This is a genomic window from Allobosea sp. 05L423 (genome assembly GCF_056397745.1).
In genome coordinates this window covers 145178-165305 of the sequence record NZ_JBFTOA010000011.1, presented here as the reverse complement: position 1 = coordinate 165305, position 20128 = coordinate 145178, and the positions used below count along the sequence as shown (strand labels likewise).

The following is a 20128-nucleotide window of genomic DNA, read 5'->3' as shown; positions in this document are numbered from 1 at the left end:
TATTCCTTTTTGGACTATCGCTGCGGAGATCGTTTCGTTTGCCGGGCTTTCGGTCAAGAGGCCATTCTTCCCTAACGGGAGGACAAGCTCATGAACCAGACGACGCGCCTGTGGGGTGGACGCTTCCGCAAGCCGCCCGATCCGCGGCTGATGAAGCTGTCGAGCGCGGCCGGTGAGCACGCGAGGCTGGTGCCGCAGGATGTTGCGGGCGGCAAGGCGCATGCGGCCGAACTCGGACGCGCCGGGCTGCTGACGGCGCAGGAGCTCCAGACCATCCTGACCGCGCTCGACGCGATCGCGCGGGACACGGTCGAGGGGCGGATCACGCCCGGCCCGCAGGACGAGGATGTCCATACCTTCATCGAGCGCATCCTGACCGAGCGGATCGGCTCGACGGGCGCCAAGCTCCGGGCAGGGCGCTCGCGCAACGACCAGGCCGCGAACAATCTCAAGCTCTATCTGCGCGCGAAGTCGCGCTCGCTCGCGGCGATGCTGGCGGAACTCCTGACCGCGATCGCCGATCAGGCCGAGCTGCATGCGGCCTCGGTCAGCCCCGGCTTCACCCATCTCCAGAGCGCCCAGCCGGTCACCTTCGGCCATTGGCTGATGGCGCATGGCCAGGTGCTGATGCGCGACGCCTCGCGCCTGACCGACTGGGAAAAGCGCTCCGGCCAGTCCCCGCTCGGGGCGGCGGCGCTTGCAGGCTCGGCGATCACGCTCAATCCCGAGCTCAGCGCCAAGGCACTCGGCTATGACGAGCCGTTCGAGAACTCGGTCGACGCGGTCGGCGCGCGCGACCATGTCGCGGAATTCCTGTTCGTCGCGGCGATGCTGACGACCAACCTGTCGCGGCTCGCCGAGGAGGTGACGCTGTGGGCTTCCAGGCAATTCGCCTGGGTGACGCTGGACGATGCCTTCGCCACCGGCTCCTCGATCATGCCGCAGAAGAAGAACCCGGACATCGCGGAAATCTCGCGCGGCCGGGCGGCGCGGCTGACCGGCGACCTCGTCGCCATGCTCGGCGCATTGAAGGGGCTGCCGCTTTCCTATAACCGCGACCTCGCCGAGGACAAGCGCGCCGCCTTCGACGCAGTCGACGTGCTGGAAGAGGTGCTGCCGGCCTTCGCCGGGCTGATCGCCAGCATGAGCGCCGACGCCGAGACGATGCGCGCCCAGGCCGGTTCCGGCTTTGCGCTGGCGACCGAGGTGGCAGATCATCTCGCCCGCAACGGCGTGCCTTTCGCCGAGGCGCATGAGATCACGGGGGCGCTGGTGCGCTATTGCGAGGAACTGGGCCGGGAGCTTGAATCGCTCGACGCCGTCGATCTCAGGGCGGTCGATCCGCGGCTCGATGCCGGGGTCCTCGACCATCTGACGCTCGATGCCGCGGTCGCTGCGCGCAGCGGCCATGGCGGCACGGCGCCCGACCGCGTGCGCGAACAGATCGACCGCTTCCGCGGCAAGCTCGCCGCCCTCGAAACCTGGAGCCGGGAGACGGGCCAATGAGCGTCGCCACTTCGCCGATCAGCAGCCGGGATCTCGCCCAGGTCTCGCATCTGAGAATCGTGCCGCGGCGCTTCTATGGGCGCTGGGTCGCGGCCGCGGCGATCGTCGCCATCCTCGTCTGGCTGGTCATGGCCTTTGTCGAGGGCGACATCGCCTGGCCGGTGGTCCGGCAGTTCTTCACCGCGCCGGCGATCATCGCGGGCCTCGGCAACACGCTGATCATGACGGTCTGCGCGATGACGCTCGGCGTCGTGCTCGGCGTGATCTTCGCCATCATGTACATGTCGCCGAACCCGGTGCTGCGCGGCGTGGCGCTGTTCTACATCTGGTTCTTCCGCGGCACGCCGCTGCTGCTGCAGCTCCTGATCTGGTTCAACCTGGCGCTGGTCTTCCCGACCATCGGCATCCCCGGCCTGTTCTCCTGGCGCACGATCGACATCATCGGGCCGTTCATGGCGACGCTGCTCGGGCTCGGCATGAACCAGGGCGCCTACACTGCCGAGGTGGTGCGCGGCGGTATCCTCTCCGTCGACCAGGGCCAGACCGAGGCCGCCAAGGCGATCGGCATGACGCGGCTGACGACGCTGCGCCGGATCGTGCTGCCGCAGGCGATGCGTGTCATCATCCCGCCGGTCGGCAACGAGGTGATCAGCATGGTCAAGCTGACCTCGGTGGCGAGCGTGATCCAGTACGCCGAGATCCTGCGCAACGCGCAGACGATCTACTACGCCAATGCCCGCGTCATCGAGCTGCTGATCGTCGCTGCCGGCTGGTATCTGCTCGTGGTGACGCTGCTGCAGATCGGCCAGTATTTCCTCGAACGCCACTTCTCCAAGGGGCGGGTCGGGCGGCGCGCCAAGCGCACCGCGGTTCAGGAGGAGCCCGCATGAACGCGGTGGCGAACACGGCCGTGGCCGATAGTGCGATCGTTGCAATCGCGAACGTCAGCAAGTTCTTCGGCGACCTGAAGGCGCTGAACGATGTCTCGCTCTCGATCGAGCCCGGCATGGTCCAGTGCATCATCGGGCCGTCGGGCTCGGGCAAGTCGACGCTGCTGCGCTGCATCAACCAGCTCGAGAAGATCGACCAGGGCGCGATCCGCGTCGATGGCGAGCTGATCGGCTATCGCCGCGTGGGCAATGAGCTGCATGAGCTGACCGATCCGGAGATCGCGCGCCAGCGCCTCGTCACCGGCATGGTCTTCCAGCGCTTCAACCTGTTCAACCACATGACGGCGCTGCAGAACATCATCGAGGGGCCGCTCACCGTCCTGAAGCGTCCGCGCAAGGAGATCGTCGCCGAAGCGACGGCACTGCTGGAGCGCGTCGGTCTTGCCGACAAGCGCGACGCCTATCCGAGCGAGCTCTCAGGCGGGCAGCAGCAGCGCATCGCCATTGCCCGCGCCCTGGCGATGAAGCCGAAGCTGATGCTGTTCGACGAGCCGACCTCGGCGCTTGACCCCGAACTCGTCGGCGAGGTGCTCAACGTGATGCGCGATCTGGCGGCCTCCGGCATGACCATGATCGTGGTCACGCATGAGCTCGGCTTCGCCCGCGAGGTGGCCAACGACGTCGTCTTCATGGACAAGGGCGAGATCGTCGAGCAGGGTCCGCCGCAGACCGTTCTCGTTGCGCCGAAACAGGCGCGCACGCGCGACTTCATCGCCGCCGTCCTGAAGTGACGATGGCGCAAACAGTTCACAACCGGGAGAGAACCATGCTTCGTTTGACCATCGCCGCGGCCTTGCTCGCCGGCACAGCGCTTGCCGCGCAGGCCCAGGCCCTGCCGGACCGCGTCAAGACCGCCGGCAAGATCGTGATCGCGACCCAGCCGAACTATCCACCGATCGCCTACAAGGACGTCGCGACCAACCAGCTCGCCGGCTTCGACATCGAGCTGGGCGAGGCCATCGCCAAGGAGCTCGGCGTCAAGGTCGAGTGGCAGGAGACCGCCTTCGCCCAGATGCTGCCCTCGCTGCAGACCGGCCGCGTCGATGCGGTGATGGCCGGCATGAGCGACCTGCCGGCGCGGCGCGAGAGCGCCGATTTCGTCGACTACATGGATTCCGGCGCGCAGTTCTACACGGTCACGGCCTTCGCCGACACGATCAAGACCCCGGAAGACCTCTGCGGCAAGAGCGTCGGCGCCAGCCGCGCGACCAACTGGCCGCGCCAGATCGGCGAATGGAGCGAGGCGAATTGCGTCGCCAAGGGCAAGCCGGCGATCAACGTGGTCGGCACCGAAGGCTCGGTCGACGCCCGCACCCAGCTCAAGACGCAGCGCCTGCAGGGCGGCGTCCAGGGCAGCGAGACGATGAGCCACTTCCAGAAGCTGGAGCCGAACACCTACATCCCGCTCGGCAAGCCCTTCACCCATTCGCTCGCCGGCATCCCCTTCGCCAAGACGGCGGAAGGCACGCAGCTGCGCGACGCCGTCAAGGGCGCGCTCGACCGGCTGCAGGCGAACGGCACCTATGACGCGCTGATCCAGAAGTACGGCCTCGCCAACAACGCGATCAAGCCGATCACCCTGAACAAGGGCGAGTGAGCGGACTTACCCGCTCGGCGCGATTGATCGTCACCCCGGCCGGGCCATGCCCGCGCCGGGGTAATTTTTGGGCGGGTATCCCGGAGACGGGGCAGCGGGGCGGAGCCGCATGGGGTTGCGATGGTCGCGGGGCTGCCTTAACCCGGTCTGGACTTCCTCGGATCGCCACCGCCCGCCGCCATGACAGCCTCGATCACCGACCGCTATGCCGCCCTGGTCGAGGCGGGCGCCATCGAGCGCGATCCGGCGCAGGTGACGGCGCTGAAGAAGCTCGAGGCTCTGACCGCGACGCTTGCCGCCCGCCGCCTGGCGCGCAAGGGCAGCGCGCTGGGCTGGCTCTTCGGCAAGAAGCCGGACACGGCGCAGGCGCCGAAGGGGCTCTACATCTGGGGCTCGGTCGGCCGCGGCAAGACCATGCTGATGGACATGTTCTTCGAGGCCGCGCCGGTGAAGCGCAAGCGCCGCGTGCATTTCCACGAGTTCCTCGCCGACGTCCACCGCCGCATCAACGCCTATCGCCAGAAGATCAAGAGCGGCGAGGTCAAGGATTCCGATCCGATCGCGCCGGTTGCGGCCGATCTCGCGGACGAAGCCTACCTGCTCTGCTTCGACGAGTTCACCGTGACCGACATCGCGGACGCGATGATCCTCGGGCGGCTGTTCACGGCGCTGTTCGCCGCCGGGGTCGTCGTTGTGGCGACGTCGAATGTCGAGCCGTCCCGGCTCTATGAGGGCGGGCTCAACCGGGCGCTGTTCCTGCCGTTCATCCAGCTGCTGCAGACCAAGGTCGAGGTCCTCAAGCTCGACGCCCGCACCGATTTCCGGCTGGAGAAGCTCGGCGGCGCGCCGGTCTACCATGTCCCCGCCGATGCGAAGGCCAGGGCCGCTCTCGATGCGGCCTTCAAGGCGCTCTCGGGCGTGGCGCGAGGGCACCGGGCAGTCCTCCCCGTGCAAGGCCACGAACTCGTCCTGCCGCAGGCGGCGGGCGGCGTTGCCCGGGCCGGCTTCGGCGATCTCTGCAGCCAGGCCTACGGCGCCTCGGATTACATCGCGCTGGCGCAGCGCTTCCACACGCTGGTGCTCGACGACATTCCGATCCTCAATCTCGACCGGCGCAACGAGGCCAAGCGCTTCATCATACTGATCGACACGCTCTACGAGCACCATGTGAAGCTCGTGGCCTCGGCGGCGGCCGAGCCGCATGAACTCTATCACGCCAAGCAGGGGCGCGAGGCCTTCGAGTTCGACCGCACGGTCTCGCGGCTGATCGAGATGCGCTCGGAGGATTATCTGGCCCTGCCGCATGGCAGGCCGGATTCGACGGCGAGCGGCGACACCACCGGGCTGGTCGAGACGTGAGTTTCGTCGTCGGCGATAGGGAGGTGATCATCCCGGGCGAGCTGCGGCGCAGTGCCGACCGGGGGGCCATGCCTGAACCTCGCTCGGCAGCGCTCCGGCATGGATCCCGGGTCAAGCCCGGGATGACGGCGCGTTTCCTTGCGAACCCAAAACCGGGGAGCCGCTGACCCATGCCGCAGCGCGAGCCGAGCGAGACCCGCATCCTTTCGGTCGCCAGCGAGCATCTGCGCAAGTTCGGGCTGAAGCGCTTCACCGTCGTCGCCGTGGCGGAAGAGGCGGGCATGACGCATGCCAATGTCTACCGCTACTTTCCCTCCCGCGTGGCGTTGATCGACGCGGTGGTCGACGTCTGGCTGAAGGCGACCGAGCGAAAGCTCGCCGATATCGCCGATGGTCCGGACCCGGCCGACGATAAACTCGAACGGCTGATCCTGGCGCTGGCCAAGGCCAACCGCGACCTGTTGCAGGAAGACCCGCATCTCTTCGCGGCGCTGTCGCTTGCCGTCGCCAAGCGCCATGCCATCAGCCGGCGCAACCGCACGCGGGTGAGGGCCCTGTTCGAGCGCGTCGTCGACGAGGGGGTCGCAACGGGCGTCTTCGAGCCGCGCGACCGCGAGCGCGCGGTCGCGTTCGTGATCGACGCGACGAACCGCTTCATCCACCCCGCCTCGCTGGCGCYGGAAGCGGACGTGCCGCAGGCCTCGGTGGATACGCGGCTGTCGACCCTGATCCGGGTGATCCTGCGGGTGCTCGGCAGCGGTATCGTGTGAATAATCTGGTTACGAATTACAATATAAGTAAGTTGTAACTTTCCTCCTTCGTCCCAAACGGAACCGAGCGCGCGAAGCCTTCGTCGATAAGTCGTTGAAAAATCGAGCTTGGCGCAGCGCCATCGCCCGATCTGCGCTCAATGCCCGAGAAAAGCCGCTTTTCGGGCAAGGGTTGCAGCAAAAGCCCGGTTTGGGCCAAAGGAACGCACGCTTCGGCCGGGCCACCGGCCTGTCGCTGAGCCAAGGCATTGTGGATGTCGAAGCCGGCAGCTGCCGGTGTCGATGGTAGCGCCAGAAACAAAAGGACTAGGCAATGGCCCGTAAGAAGATCGCCCTCATCGGCTCCGGTCAGATCGGCGGCACGCTCGCCCACCTCGCCGGCCTCAAGGAACTGGGGGACGTCGTCCTGTTCGACATCGCCGAGGGCATCCCGCAGGGCAAGGGCCTCGACATCGCCGAGTCCGCTCCGGTCGACGGCTTTGATGCCGGCTACAAGGGCACGAACTCCTATGAGGACATCAAGGGCGCCGACGTCGTGATCGTCACCGCCGGCGTGCCGCGCAAGCCCGGCATGAGCCGCGACGACCTGATCGGCATCAACCTCAAGGTGATGAAGTCGGTCGGCGAGGGCATCAAGCAGTACGCGCCGAAGGCTTTCGTGATCTGCATCACCAACCCGCTCGACGCCATGGTCTGGGCACTCCAGAAGTTCTCGGGCATCAAGCCGAACATGATCTGCGGCATGGCCGGCGTGCTCGACTCCGCCCGCTTCCGCCACTTCCTCGCCGAGGAATTCCAGGTTTCGGTCAAGGACGTCTCGGCCTTCGTGCTCGGCGGCCATGGCGACGACATGGTGCCGCTGGTCCGCTACTCCGGCGTCGCCGGCATCCCGCTGCCGGACCTCGTCAAGATGAAGTGGACGACGCAGGAGAAGCTGGACGCCATCGTCGAGCGCACCCGCAAGGGCGGCGGCGAGATCGTCAACCTGCTCAAGACCGGCTCGGCCTTCTATGCGCCGGCGGCTTCCGCCATCGCGATGGCGGAGAGCTATCTCAAGGACCAGAAGCGCGTCCTGCCGGCCGCCGCCTATCTCAAGGGTCAGTACGGCGTGAAGGACATGTTCGTCGGCGTGCCGGTGGTCATCGGCGCCAAGGGTGTCGAGCGGGTCGTGAAGATCCGCCTCAATGGCGCCGAGAAGGAGATGCTGGCGAAGTCGGTCGCCTCGGTGCAGGGCCTGGTCGACGCCTGCAAGGGCGTCGACGCATCGCTGGCTGGCTAAGGCGAGCGATGCGCCGGGCGCAGGCACATAAGAAGCAGGCTATCGGGGGACGGCTGCGGCCGTCACCCGAGATGCAGCACCTTCTTGACCAGGTGGGTGAAGGAGCCGCGGCTCTTCTTGCGCTCGACGTCGGCCTGGCTTCTGAGCCAGGTCATCTGGACGACGCGCCGCTCGCCGACGAAGGATGTGTGCCCGTGCCAGGAGTTGTCCGCGCGACGGAACGCGAAGAGCGAGCCGGTGACCGGGCTGATCTCCTCCTTCATGTTCTCGAAGTCGGTGCCGTTGTAGAGCACCCGCAGGCGTCCGGCGGGCGAGTCCTGCCAGGCGTCGTTGAGGTACACGAGCAGGGTCGCGATCTTCGACTCGCTGTCGGTATGGATGCGTCCATCCTTCGCGGCGGAGATCTTGCGGATCGTGATCATCTTCGGCTTGTCGACGAGGTCGATGTCGAGCTTCTCGGAGACGATCTCGGACATCTCGCGGCCCTTCATCTCCTCGAGGAGTTTCGCGAAGGCGCCGTGCCGCTTGAGGTCTTCCTCGGGATGGTAGCCCGACTCGCGGATGTCGGGGAAATCGCTGCGCAAGCTGTCGACAGCCCCCGGCAAGATGACGTTGCCGGCCACCAAGTAGTTGTAGGGTTCTCGCTCGGTCCGCGCCGAGCGAACGGAATCGATGTTGATGCAGGAATACGACATCGGCATAGGTTGATCCTCCAATCAGATCTTCAGTCTGATTGTTCCGTCCTATCATCGAAATCCTTGCCCGTGCAATCGGCCGCGAGGGCCGCTCGCGCCGGGGTTTCGCCGTCTTGCAGATGGGGTACGGTGCCCGGTTCCGGCCCTTCTTTTTCCAAAGCCCAGTCAGGAGCTACCGGATGAACATCCACGAATACCAGGGCAAAGCCATTCTCAAGGAATTCGGCGCGCCCGTCTCGGCCGGCTTCCCGGCGCTCACGGTGGCGGAGGCGGTCGAGGCCGCCAGGAAGCTGCCGGGTCCGCTTTACGTCGTGAAGTCGCAGATCCACGCCGGCGGCCGCGGCAAGGGCAAGTTCAAGGAACTGCCCGCCGAGGCCAAGGGCGGCGTGCGCCTCGCCAAGTCGGTCGAGGAGGTCGAAACCTTCGCCAGGGAGATGCTCGGCAACACGCTCGTGACCGTGCAGACCGGCCCGGCCGGCAAGCAGGTCAACCGCCTCTATATCGAGGACGGCTCGGACATCGAGAAGGAGTTCTACCTCTCGGCGCTGGTCGACCGCGAGACCTCGCGCATCGCCTTCGTCGTCTCGACCGAGGGCGGCATGGACATCGAGGCCGTCGCCCACGACACGCCTGAGAAGATCCTGACCTTCTCGGTCGATCCCGCCACCGGCATCATGCCGCACCACGGCCGCACCGTCGCCAAGGCGCTGGGGCTGACCGGCGACCTCGCCAAGCAGGCCGGCACGGTTCTGACCCAGATCTACAACGCCTTCGTCGCCAAGGACATGGCGATGCTCGAGATCAACCCGCTGATCGTGACCACGCAGGGTCAGATCAAGTGCCTCGACGCGAAGGTGAACTTCGATTCCAACTCGCTCTACCGCCACCCGGACGTCGTCGCGCTGCGCGACGAGACCGAGGAGGACGCCAAGGAGATCGAGGCCTCGAAGTACGACCTCGCCTATATCGCGCTCGACGGCACGATCGGCTGCATGGTCAACGGCGCCGGCCTCGCCATGGCGACGCTCGACATCATCCAGCTCTACGGCGAAAGCCCGGCGAACTTCCTCGACGTCGGCGGCGGCGCCTCGGAAGAGAAGGTGACGGCTGCGTTCAAGATCATCACCGCCGACCCGAAGGTGCAGGGCATCCTCGTCAACATCTTCGGCGGCATCATGAAGTGCGACGTCATCGCCCGCGGCGTGATCGCGGCGGTGAAGGCCGTCGGTCTCAAGGTTCCGCTGGTCGTCCGCCTCGAAGGCACGAATGTCGAGGAAGGCAAGACGATCATCCGCGAGTCCGGCCTCAACGTCATCCCCGCCGACGACCTCGACGACGCCGCGCAGAAGATCGTCGCAGCGGTCAAGAAGGCCTGAGGAGAAGACATGTCCATCCTGATCGACAAGAACACCAAGGTCATCACCCAGGGCTTCACCGGCAAGAACGGGACCTTCCACTCCGAGCAGGCGATCGCCTACGGCACGATCATGGTCGGCGGCACCTCGCCGGGGAAGGGCGGCTCGGTCCATCTCGGCCTGCCCGTCTTCGACACGGTCGCCGAAGCCAAGGAGAAGACTGGCGCCACCGCCTCCGTCGTCTACGTTCCGCCTCCGGGCGCCGCGGACGCGATCTGCGAGGCGATCGACGCCGAGATCCCGCTGATCATCTGCATCACCGAGGGCATCCCGGTGCTCGACATGGTCAGGGTCAAGCGCTCGCTCTCGGGCTCGAAGTCGCGGCTGATCGGGCCGAACTGCCCGGGCGTCGTCACGGCAGGCGAGTCGAAGATCGGCATCATGCCGGCCAACATCTTCAAGCCCGGCTCGGTCGGCATCGTCTCGCGGTCGGGCACGCTGACCTATGAGGCGGTGTTCCAGACCACCCGCGAGGGCCTCGGCCAGACCACTGCGGTCGGCATCGGCGGCGACCCGGTCAAGGGCACCGAGTTCATCGACATGCTCGAGATGTTCCTGGCCGACGACAAGACCGAGTCGATCGTCATGATCGGCGAGATCGGCGGCTCGGCCGAGGAGGACGCGGCGCAGTTCATCAAGGACGAGGCCAAGCGCGGCCGCAAGAAGCCGATGGTCGGCTTCATCGCCGGCCGCACGGCTCCTCCGGGCCGTCGCATGGGCCATGCCGGCGCGATCATCTCGGGCGGCAAGGGCGGCGCCGAAGACAAGATCGCGGCCATGGAAGCGGCCGGCATCCGGGTCTCGCCCTCGCCGGCGCGCCTTGGAAAGACCTTGGTCGAGGTGTTGAAGGGCTGAGGCGCCCTGCGCGCATGATGGCCGGCCTGGAGCCGGCCATCGCGTGCCACCAAATCCCAGGAAATGCCCGGGCCAGCCTCGGGCATGACGACAGATTGCAGATGCCCGGGGGCAGGCTCCGGGCATGACAGGTTGAACAGGATGTCCGGGCAAGGGTCCGGACATGTCGCAAGCGGCGAAGGAAGGCAGGAGCATCATGGCTCGCCAGGATATCAACGAGGCTCTCGCGCAGACCGGGTTCCTCTACGGCGGCAACGCGGCTTACATCGAGGATCTCTACGCCCGCTACGAGGCCGATCCGAAGTCGGTCGACGAGCAGTGGCAGAGCTTCTTCGGGGCGCTGCAGGACGACAAGCAGTCGGTGCTGGAGAACGCCAAGGGCGCCTCCTGGAAGAAGCCGAACTGGCCGGTGGTCGCCAATGGCGAGCTGATCTCGGCGCTCGACGGCAACTGGGCCGTGGTCGAGAAGGTCGTCTCCGACAAGCTGGGCGCCAAGGCCAAGGCCGCCGGAACGGCGCTCTCGCCGGCCGATGTCCAGCAGGCGACCCGCGATTCCGTGCGCGCGATCATGCTGATCCGCGCCTACCGCATGCGCGGCCATCTCCATGCCAAGCTCGACCCGCTCGGCATCGAGAGCCGCAACGACCCCGAGGAGCTGTCACCCGCGGCCTTCGGCTTCGGCGAAGCCGATCTCGACCGCAAGATCTTCATCGACAACGTGCTCGGCATGGAGTTCGCCACCGTCCGCGAGATGGTCGCGATCCTGCAGCGGACCTATTGCGGCACGGTCGGCATTGAGTTCATGCACATCTCCGACCCCGAGCAGAAGGCCTGGCTGCAGGAGCGCATCGAGGGGCCGGACAAGGAGATCGCCTTCACCCGCGAGGGCAAGCGCGCGATCGTCAACAAGCTCGTCGAGACCGAAGGCTTCGAGAAGTTCCTCGATCTGAAGTTCACCGGTACCAAGCGCTTCGGCCTGGATGGCGGCGAGGCGCTGGTTCCGGCGCTGGAGCAGATCATCAAGCGCGGCGGCGCGCTCGGCGTGCGCGACATCGTCTTCGGCATGGCCCATCGCGGCCGCCTCAACGTGCTCACCCAGGTGCTGGGCAAGCCGCATCGCGCGCTGTTCCACGAGTTCAAGGGCGGCTCCTTCGCGCCTGACGACGTCGAGGGCTCGGGCGACGTGAAGTACCATCTCGGTGCTTCCAGCGATCGCGAATTCGACGGCAACAACGTCCATGTCTCGCTGACCGCCAACCCCTCGCATCTCGAGATCGTCGACCCCGTCGTGCTCGGCAAGGTGCGCGCCAAGCAGGACCAGTTCGGCGACATCGTCGAGCGCTCCAAGGTGCTGCCGCTGCTGATCCACGGCGATGCCGCCTTCGCCGGCCAGGGCGTCGTGGCGGAGTGCCTCGGCCTCTCCGGGCTGAAGGGGCACCGCACCGGCGGCTCGCTGCATTTCATCATCAACAACCAGATCGGCTTCACCACCTATCCGCGCTATTCGCGCTCCTCGCCCTATCCGTCCGACGTGGCGAAGATGGTCGAGGCGCCGGTGTTCCATGTGAACGGCGACGATCCGGAGGCGGTCGTGTTCGCCGCCAAGGTTGCGATCGAGTTCCGGCAGAAGTTCCACAAGCCGGTCGTGATCGACATGTTCTGCTATCGCCGCTTCGGCCACAACGAAGGCGACGAGCCGGGCTTCACCCAGCCGCTGATGTACCGCAAGATCCGCGGCCACAAGACGACGCTGGAGCTCTATGGCGCCAAGCTCGAAGCCGAAGGCGTGGTCGCCGCCGGCGAGCTCGACGAGATGCGCGCGGCCTGGAAGGCCAAGCTCGAGGTCGAGTTCGACGCAGGGCAAGCCTTCAAGCCGAACAAGGCTGACTGGCTCGACGGCCGCTGGGCCGGCATGAAGGCGATCCGCGCCGATGAGGACGATCCGCGCCGCGGTGCCACTGGCGTGCCGGCAGCGACGCTGAAGGAGATCACCGAGAAGATCACGGCGGTTCCGGCCGGCTTCAACGTGCACCGCACGATCCAGCGCTTCCTCGACAACCGCAAGAAGGCGGTCGAGGCGGGCGAGGGCATCGACTGGGCGACCGCCGAGGCGCTGGCCTTCGGCTCGCTGCTGCTCGACGGCAACCCCGTCCGTCTCTCCGGCCAGGATTGCGAGCGCGGCACCTTCTCGCAGCGCCACTCCGTCCTGATCGACCAGGAGACCGAGGCGCGCCACACCTCGCTGAACAATATCCGCGAGGGGCAGGCCCGCTACGAGGTCATCAACTCGATGCTTTCGGAAGAGGCGGTGCTCGGCTTCGAATACGGCTACACCCTGTCGGAGCCGAACGCTCTGACGATGTGGGAGGCGCAGTTCGGCGACTTCGCCAACGGTGCGCAGGTCGTGTTCGACCAGTTCATCTCCTCGGGTGAGCGCAAGTGGCTGCGCATGTCCGGCCTCGTCTGCCTGCTGCCGCATGGCTATGAGGGGCAGGGGCCGGAGCACTCCTCCGCCCGGCTCGAGCGCTTCCTGCAGATGTGCGCCGAGGACAACATGCAGGTGGCGAACTGCTCGACGCCGGCGAGCTACTTCCACATCCTGCGCCGGCAGCTGAAGCGCGACTTCCGCAAGCCGCTGATCCTGATGACGCCGAAGTCGCTGCTGCGCCACAAGCGCTGCGTCTCCGACCTGAGCGAACTGGCCGAAGGCTCGACCTTCCACCGCGTGCTGCACGACGATGCCGAGCGCGGCAAGTCGACCACCAAGCTGGTCAAGGACGCGAAGATCCGCCGCGTCGTGCTCTGCACCGGCAAGGTCTATTACGATCTGCTGGAGGAGCGCGAGAAGCGGGGTGTCGACGACGTCTACCTGATGCGCGTCGAGCAGCTCTATCCGTTCCCGCTGAAGACGCTGGCGCAGGAGCTGGCGCGCTTCAAGGCCGCGGATGTGGTCTGGTGCCAGGAGGAGCCGAAGAACATGGGCTCCTGGACCTTCGTCGAGCCCTATCTCGAATGGGTGCTGGGCCATGCCGGCTCCAAGTCGAAGCGGCCGCGCTATGTCGGCCGCCCGGCCTCGGCCGCGACCGCGACCGGCCTGATGTCGAAGCACACCGCGCAGCTCAACGCCTTCCTCGACGAGGCCTTCGCGGCCTGATCAACCTCCCGGCGACACCGCTTCGGTGTTGCCGGGTTCGATGCCGCATCGGCGCCTGAAGGCCGCTCCCGGGCTTCAGCCGATGCCAAACCGACCGCCAGAGAACGAGACAACAGAGGCCTGACATGGCGACCGAAATCCGCGTACCTACCCTCGGCGAATCCGTTTCCGAGGCCACGATCGGCAAGTGGTTCAAGAAGCCGGGCGAGGCGGTGAAGGCCGACGAGCCTCTCGTCGAGCTGGAAACCGACAAGGTGACGCTCGAGGTCAACGCCCCGGCGGCCGGCGTGCTCGGCGAGATCGTCGCCAAGGAAGGCGAGACGGTCGGCGTCAACGCGCTGCTCGGCTCGATTGCCGATGGCGGTGCTGCCGCCGCTGCGGCGCCCGCTCCGAAGGCGGAGGCCAAGCCCGCCGCTGCTGCTCCGGCCGCCGAGGCCCCGAAGGCGGCTGCGACCAAGGCCGCGGATTCCGGCCCGGCCGTAACGCGCCTCGCCGCCGAGAGCGGCATCAACGCCTCGTCGGTCCCGGCTTCGGGCAAGGACGGCCGCGTGACCAAGGGCGACATGCTCGCCGCGATCGCGACCGGCGTCAGCGCTGCGCCTGCGGCGGCTCCGGTGCAGGTCCGCGCTCCGTCGGCGCCGGACGACGCCTCCCGCGAAGAGCGCGTCAAGATGACGAAGCTGCGCCAGACCATCGCGCGCCGCCTCAAGGAGGCCCAGTCCAACGCAGCGATGCTGACGACCTTCAACGAGGTCGACATGACCAACGTCATGGCGCTGCGCAACCAGTACAAGGACGTGTTCGAGAAGAAGCACGGCGTGAAGCTCGGCTTCATGGGCTTCTTCGTGAAAGCCTGCGTCCAGGCGCTGAAGGAGATCCCGGCGGTCAATGCCGAGATCGACGGCACCGACATCATCTACAAGAACTACTACCATATCGGCGTCGCGGTCGGCACCGAGAAGGGCCTGGTGGTTCCGGTGGTGCGCGATGCGGACGCGCTTTCGATCGCCGGCGTCGAGAAGAAGATCGGCGAGTTCGGCAAGAAGGCCCGTGACGGCCAGCTCAAGATCGAGGAGATGCAGGGCGGCACCTTCACGATCTCGAACGGCGGCGTCTATGGCTCGCTGATGTCGACCCCGATCCTGAACGCGCCTCAGTCGGCGATCCTGGGCATGCACAAGATCCAGGAGCGTCCGGTCGTGGTCGGCGGCAAGATCGAGATCCGCCCGATGATGTATCTGGCCGTCAGCTACGACCACCGCATCATCGACGGCAAGGAAGCCGTGACCTTCCTCGTCCGCATCAAGGAAGGCCTGGAGGATCCGGCGCGCCTCGTGCTCGATCTCTGAGACACCAGACCCGCGGCTGCGGGACAGGAGGAGACAGGCCATGGCTTTTCAACCGAATGTCCCGCCGCTGCAGCCGCACCTTTGCGTGAAGGGCGGCAAGGCGGCGATCGCCTTCTACGAGAAGGCGTTCGGCGCAACCTGCACCTTCATGCAGGCGGCTGAGGATGGCGAGCGCGTGATGCACGCCAATCTCGCCCTCTTCGGCAGCGAGATCCTCCTGCATGACGAGTTCCCGGAGTTCGGCGGCCATATCATGGCGCCGTCGAGCCTGAAGGGCACGGGCGTCGCCATCAACATCAACCTGCCCACGCCGGCCGATGTCGACGCTGCCCTCGCGAAAGCCGAGGCCGCTGGCGCCGACGTGTTCATGCCGGCGAGCGACGTGTTCTGGGGCGCCCGCTATGGCCGCCTGCGCGATCCCTTCGGCCATGTCTGGGCCTTCAACGCGCCGTTGTAGCCGACACTGAGCGGCCGCGTCGCCGCCCGGATTGGCCTGGGCCGAACAAGCTGTCATCCTCCTCCTCGCTGGATCGTCAAGCGCCCCGTCGAACGCGGAGTGACGATCTATCTCTTTGTCTGGCAGCGGATTCTTCGGACAAGGTGGAAGCCGCTTTTCGGTCCGATGCCGCAGCTGGAGTGAGCCATGACCGCATTGCCCATGACGACTGAAATCACCGTTCTCGGCTGGAGCGTGCTGCTCCTGCTGATCCAGATCGTCCTGCAGGCCGGCACCTCGGCCGGGGGGGCGGGGTGGGGGGGGGGGCCCGGGCCGCCGCACTCCGGGCTCGGCCTATTTCACGACCATCGCCGAGAAGGGATGGACATAGGCCTGCAGCATCACGAAGCCGCCGACCAGGCTCGCCAGCACGATCGAGTGCCAGAAGACGAAGCGCAGGATCACGCCCTCATGGCCGAACCAGCCGGTTGCCGTGGACGCGACGACGATCGATTGGGCGTCGATCATCTTGCCCATCACGCCACCGGAGGAGTTCGCCGCGCCCATCAGAATCGGCGAGAGGCCGAGCTGCTCCGAGGTGACCCTCTGGAGATTGCCGAAGAGCACGTTCGAGGCGGTGTCGGAGCCCGTCAGCGCGACGCCGAGCCAACCGAGCAGCGTGCCGAAGAAGGGATACAGCACCCCCGTTCCGGCGAAGGCGAGGCCAAGCGTGGCGTCGATGCCCGAAAGCCGCGTCAGCGTGCCGATCGCCAGCATCGCGGCGATGGTGATCAGCGAATAGGCGCAGAGTTTCAGCGTCCTGCCGTAGACCTGCGCCATCTTGAGCGGGCCGAAGCCGAGGGCGAAGCCCGAGATGACCGCAGCGATCAGCATGCCCGAGCCGGTATAGGAGAGCCAGGTGAAGGAGAAGACGGCTCCTTCAGGTGTCGGCCTGGCCGCGACGGGCGCGACCTTGTTGATCATGTTGTGCAGATCGGGAACGGCATAGTTCCACGTCGCCCAGGGGTTGACCGCGTTCTTGAACCAGCCCGTGCCCCAGATCAGCAGGATGACGCAGACGATGATCCAGGGCGTCAGCGCCATCCAGACCTGCGACGAGCTTGGCCTGGTCGTGGCAGCGGGCGGGACAAGGCTCCCGTCGTCGGAGATGTCGTGGCCGCGCAGCTTCGGCGAGGTCCAGACCTCCCTCGGCTTCCAGACCTGGAGGAAGCCGATCAGACAGGCCATGGAGATCAGCGAAGCGCCGATATCGACGATCCAGGGATTGACGTAGTTCGAGATCAGGAACTGCGGCACGGCGAAGGAGATGCCGGTGACGAGGACTGCCGGCCAGATCTGCAGCATGCCGCGCCAGCCGGCGAAGACGCAGATCAGCCAGAACGGCACCAGCACCGAGAAGAACGGGAGCTGCCGCCCGACCATGGCGCCGAGCAGGAAGGGATCGATGCCGGTGACCTGGCTCAGGCCCTGGATCGGCGTGCCGAGCGCGCCATAGGCCACGGGTGCCGTATTGGCGATGAGCGAAAGGCCCGAGGCCGCCAGCGGCGAGAAGCCGAGGCCGATCAGGATCGCCCCGGTGACCGCGACCGGCGTGCCGAAGCCGGATGCGCCCTCGAAGAAGGCGCCGAAGGCGAAGGCGATCAGCAGCAGCTGGATGCGCCGGTCATCGGTGACGCCGCCGATCGTGGTCTGCAGGGTCTTGAAGGCGCCTTTCTCGACCGTCAGCCGGTAGAGGAAGATGACGTTGAGAACGATCCAGCCGATCGGGAAGAAGCCGGTGACGGCACCGAGCAGGGTGGCGCGCAGTGACATGCCGGCCGGCATGGTGAAGATGAAGATCGCGACGAGATTGGCGACGATGAGCGCGATGACGGCGGCGATATGCGCCTTGACGGCATTGGATGCGATGAGACCGAGCAGAACGACGACGGGTAGCGCGGCCGCGAGCGTCGACAGGACGCTGTTGCCGAATGGATCATAGACCTGATTCCACATGACGGCGTGCCCCTCCAGCGGGCTGATCTGCAGAGATTTCAGCGAATGGCGTTTCGTCCTTTTGTTGTGTTCGGCGCAGTAAGCGCCGCTCCCTGAGCCGCGGCAAGCACCGCGGCTGCGGTCAACACAGGAATGCCGTAGCGCTAGGCGCAGAACCGATGTATGCCGGCCGCCATCTGCCGCGGCCTTCGCCCGCGGTCTTCAGCCGATCAGCGGAAGGACGTCATGGCCTACGATCTCGTCGTCATCGGAACCGGCCCCGGGGGCTATGTCTGCGCCATTCGCGCCGCCCAGCTCGGCCTCAAGGTCGCCGTTGTCGAGAAACGCAAGACGCATGGCGGCACCTGCCTGAACGTCGGCTGCATTCCGTCCAAGGCGCTGCTGCACGCCTCCGAGATGTTCGAGGAAGCCGGCCACACCTTCGAGAAGCTCGGCGTCGTCGTCGGCACGCCCAAGCTCGACCTCAAGGCGATGATGGCGCACAAGCAGGAGACCATCGACGCCAACGTCAACGGCGTCGGTTTCCTGCTCAAGAAGAACAAGATCGACGCCTTCCACGGCACGGCCTCGATCCCGGCCGCCGGCAAGGTCGTCGTCACCGCCGAGGACGGCAAGGCTCAGGAGCTCGAGACCAAGAACATCGTCATCGCGACGGGTTCGGAATCGGCGCCGCTGCCGGGCGTCGAGATCGACGAGAAGACGGTGGTCACCTCGACCGGCGCGCTCGAGATCGGCGCGGTTCCGAAGGAACTCGTCGTGGTCGGCGCCGGCGTGATCGGCCTCGAGATCGGCTCGGTCTGGAGCCGTCTCGGCGCCAAGGTCACCGTCGTAGAGTTCCTTGACCGCATCCTGCCCGGCATGGATGGCGAGGTCGCCAAGCAGTTCCAGCGCATCCTGGAGAAGCAGGGCTTCACCTTCCAGCTGGGCTCCAAGGTCACCAAGGTCGACGTGGCCAAGACGGGCGGCGCGACCGTCACCGTCGAGCCTGCCGCCGGGGGCGAGGCCAGGACGCTCAACGCCGACATCGTGCTGGTTGCGATCGGCCGCCGTCCGAACACCGACGGCCTCGGCCTCGACCAGGCGGGCGTCGCGACCGACCGGGGGCGCGTCGTCATCGACGACCACTTCAAGACCAATGTCGCGGGCATCTATGCCATCGGCGACGTGGTGCGCGGGCCGATGCTGGCGCACAAGGCCGAGGATGAGGGCGTCGCGGTCGCCGAGATCATCGCCGGCAAGGCGGGCCATGTGAACTACGACGCCATTCCGGGCATCGTCTACACCGCCCCCGAAGTCGCCGCGATCGGCAAGACCGAGGAAGAGCTCAAGGCTGCCGGCGTCGCCTACAAGATCGGCAAGTTCCCGTTCACGGCGAACGGCCGCGCCCGCGCCATCCGCCACACCGACGGCTTCGTGAAGGTGCTGGCCGATGCGGCGACCGACCGCGTGCTCGGCTGCCACATCATCGGCCCGCATGCCGGCGACCTGATCGCCGAAGTGACGGTGCTGATGGAGTTCGGCGGCTCGTCGGAAGACCTCGCCCGCACCTGCCATGCGCATCCGACGCTGGCCGAGGCCGTGAAGGAAGCCGCGATGGCGGTGGAGAAGCGCCAGATCCATATGTGATCGACGCGTCTGCGTCATTCTCGGGCGAAGCATCGCTTCGACCCGAGAATCTCGTGACGAGAGAGAACACTGGTTTCCGAGATGGTCGGCTCAAGGCCGACCATGACGGCTGGAAACAATTATCCCCGCCGGGCGTGGAACGCCGTCAGCGTGTTCTTGAGCAGGCAGGCGATGGTCATCGGGCCGACGCCGCCGGGGACCGGGGTGATGGCGCCCGCGACCTTCACCGCGTCAGTGAAGTCGACATCGCCGGTCAGCTTGCCGTCGGGCAGGCGATTGATGCCGACATCGATCACGGTGGCGCCGGGCTTGATCCAGTCGCCCTTGATCATGCGCGGGCGGCCGACCGCCGCGACGACGATGTCGGCGCGGCTGATGACGCCGGGGAGGTCGCGCGTGCGCGAATGGGCGATGGTGACGGTGCAGTCGGCCTGGAGCAGCAACTGCGCGACCGGACGGCCGACCAGCTCCGAGCGGCCGATCACCACGGCGTCGAGCCCGGACAGCGACGGCAGCGTCTGCCTCAGCAGGAGCATGCAGCCGAGCGGCGTGCAGGGCACCAGCCCGTTCTTGCCGCCGGCGAGCAGGCCGGCATTGATCGGGTGCAGCCCGTCGACATCCTTGGCGGGATCGATGGCGTCGATGATGCGGCCGGTGTCGATATGCTTGGGCAGCGGCAGCTGGACGAGGATGCCATCGACGCCGTCGTCGGCGTTCAGCTCGGCCAGTTTGGCGAGCAATTCCGCTTCGCTCGTCTCGGCCGGCAGCCGGTGGGCCACCGAGTTCATGCCGACTTCGACGGCGAGCTTTTCCTTCGACGCGACATAGACCTTGCTCGCCGGATCCTCGCCGACGAGGACGACATGGAGGCCCGGAACGAGTCCGCTGATAGCCTTGATCGCTGCAACCTCGCGGCCGATCTCGGCCCTGAGCGCGGCGGCAGCGGCTTTGCCGTCGATGATGCGGGCTTCGCCGGTCATGGTCCGACCTCGTTCTTGGTGATGACGCCGCCGTCATGCGCGATCCGGCCGCCCCGGACAAGTCCGAATGCGACGCTCGCATGGCGCCAGGCGCCATCGGCGGGGGAGGAGCGGCCGGCGCGGCTTGCGGGCTTACGGGCA

The 20128-nt window shown here is 66.6% G+C and carries 16 protein-coding genes; 13 read left to right on the top strand and 3 right to left on the bottom strand.

Features of this window, described 5'->3' with window-relative positions; genetic code table 11:
- The first annotated feature begins 90 nt into the window (after nt 1-90).
- The 7 genes from argH to mdh all read left to right on the top strand — a co-directional run bounded on the left by argH (nt 91) and on the right by mdh (nt 7461).
- Nucleotides 91-1506: an argininosuccinate lyase gene (gene argH / locus AC1DNE_RS21440; RefSeq protein WP_441472993.1), complete on the top strand. Its 1416-nt coding sequence runs from the start codon at nt 91-93 to the stop codon at nt 1504-1506.
- On the top strand, nt 1503-2396 hold the full coding sequence (locus tag AC1DNE_RS21435; RefSeq protein ID WP_441472992.1) for an amino acid ABC transporter permease: 894 nt from the start codon (nt 1503-1505) through the stop codon (nt 2394-2396). The genes argH and AC1DNE_RS21435 overlap by 4 nt, the downstream gene beginning before the upstream one ends.
- On the top strand, nt 2393-3187 hold the full coding sequence (locus AC1DNE_RS21430; protein WP_441472991.1) for an amino acid ABC transporter ATP-binding protein: 795 nt from the start codon (nt 2393-2395) through the stop codon (nt 3185-3187). Before AC1DNE_RS21435 ends, AC1DNE_RS21430 begins: the two co-directional genes overlap by 4 nt.
- 35 nt (nt 3188-3222) lie before the next feature.
- Nucleotides 3223-4053 carry an ABC transporter substrate-binding protein gene (locus AC1DNE_RS21425; RefSeq protein ID WP_476765882.1) on the top strand — a complete coding sequence of 277 codons (831 nt, stop codon included), beginning with the start codon at nt 3223-3225 and terminating at the stop codon, nt 4051-4053.
- Nucleotides 4054-4233: 180 nt separating this feature from the next.
- Nucleotides 4234-5412 carry a cell division protein ZapE gene (gene zapE / locus AC1DNE_RS21420; protein ID WP_476765881.1) on the top strand — a complete coding sequence of 393 codons (1179 nt, stop codon included), beginning with the start codon at nt 4234-4236 and terminating at the stop codon, nt 5410-5412.
- Between the two features lie 170 nt (nt 5413-5582).
- A complete protein-coding gene (locus tag AC1DNE_RS21415) occupies nt 5583-6182 on the top strand; it encodes a TetR/AcrR family transcriptional regulator (protein WP_476841182.1) in 600 nt (199 codons plus the stop codon).
- 313 nt (nt 6183-6495) lie between these two features.
- Complete coding sequence (gene mdh, locus AC1DNE_RS21410; RefSeq protein ID WP_441472987.1) at nt 6496-7461, top strand: malate dehydrogenase; 966 nt, start codon at nt 6496-6498, stop codon at nt 7459-7461.
- Between the two features lie 62 nt (nt 7462-7523).
- Here mdh and AC1DNE_RS21405 read toward each other — a convergent pair whose 3' ends face one another.
- Nucleotides 7524-8162 (bottom strand): 2OG-Fe(II) oxygenase, encoded by a 639-nt coding sequence (locus tag AC1DNE_RS21405; protein ID WP_441472986.1) that lies wholly within the window; start codon nt 8160-8162, stop codon nt 7524-7526.
- 173 nt (nt 8163-8335) lie between these two features.
- On the opposite strand from AC1DNE_RS21405, the gene sucC reads away from it, so the two are divergent.
- The 5 genes from sucC to AC1DNE_RS21380 all read left to right on the top strand — a co-directional run bounded on the left by sucC (nt 8336) and on the right by AC1DNE_RS21380 (nt 15386).
- Entirely contained in the window at nt 8336-9532 is a 1197-nt protein-coding gene (gene sucC, locus AC1DNE_RS21400; RefSeq protein ID WP_441472985.1) for an ADP-forming succinate--CoA ligase subunit beta, read from the top strand.
- Nucleotides 9533-9541: 9 nt separating this feature from the next.
- Nucleotides 9542-10426 carry a succinate--CoA ligase subunit alpha gene (gene sucD, locus AC1DNE_RS21395; RefSeq protein WP_441472984.1) on the top strand — a complete coding sequence of 295 codons (885 nt, stop codon included), beginning with the start codon at nt 9542-9544 and terminating at the stop codon, nt 10424-10426.
- 196 nt (nt 10427-10622) lie between these two features.
- On the top strand, nt 10623-13580 hold the full coding sequence (locus tag AC1DNE_RS21390; protein ID WP_441472983.1) for a 2-oxoglutarate dehydrogenase E1 component: 2958 nt from the start codon (nt 10623-10625) through the stop codon (nt 13578-13580).
- Nucleotides 13581-13705: 125 nt separating this feature from the next.
- Nucleotides 13706-14929 (top strand): 2-oxoglutarate dehydrogenase complex dihydrolipoyllysine-residue succinyltransferase, encoded by a 1224-nt coding sequence (gene odhB, locus AC1DNE_RS21385; RefSeq protein ID WP_476765878.1) that lies wholly within the window; start codon nt 13706-13708, stop codon nt 14927-14929.
- Nucleotides 14930-14969: 40 nt separating this feature from the next.
- Nucleotides 14970-15386 (top strand): VOC family protein, encoded by a 417-nt coding sequence (locus AC1DNE_RS21380; RefSeq protein WP_441472981.1) that lies wholly within the window; start codon nt 14970-14972, stop codon nt 15384-15386.
- 333 nt (nt 15387-15719) lie between these two features.
- Here the strand turns inward: AC1DNE_RS21380 and AC1DNE_RS21375 are convergent, their stop codons facing one another.
- Nucleotides 15720-17381 carry an L-lactate permease gene (locus AC1DNE_RS21375; protein WP_476765876.1) on the bottom strand — a complete coding sequence of 554 codons (1662 nt, stop codon included), beginning with the start codon at nt 17379-17381 and terminating at the stop codon, nt 15720-15722.
- A gap of 225 nt (nt 17382-17606) precedes the next feature.
- Between AC1DNE_RS21375 and lpdA the strand changes: the two genes are divergently transcribed.
- A complete protein-coding gene (gene lpdA, locus AC1DNE_RS21370) occupies nt 17607-19007 on the top strand; it encodes a dihydrolipoyl dehydrogenase (RefSeq protein WP_441472979.1) in 1401 nt (466 codons plus the stop codon).
- Between the two features lie 119 nt (nt 19008-19126).
- Here the strand turns inward: lpdA and folD are convergent, their stop codons facing one another.
- Entirely contained in the window at nt 19127-19987 is an 861-nt protein-coding gene (gene folD, locus AC1DNE_RS21365) for a bifunctional methylenetetrahydrofolate dehydrogenase/methenyltetrahydrofolate cyclohydrolase FolD (protein WP_476765875.1), read from the bottom strand.
- Between the last annotated feature and the right edge of the window lie 141 nt (nt 19988-20128).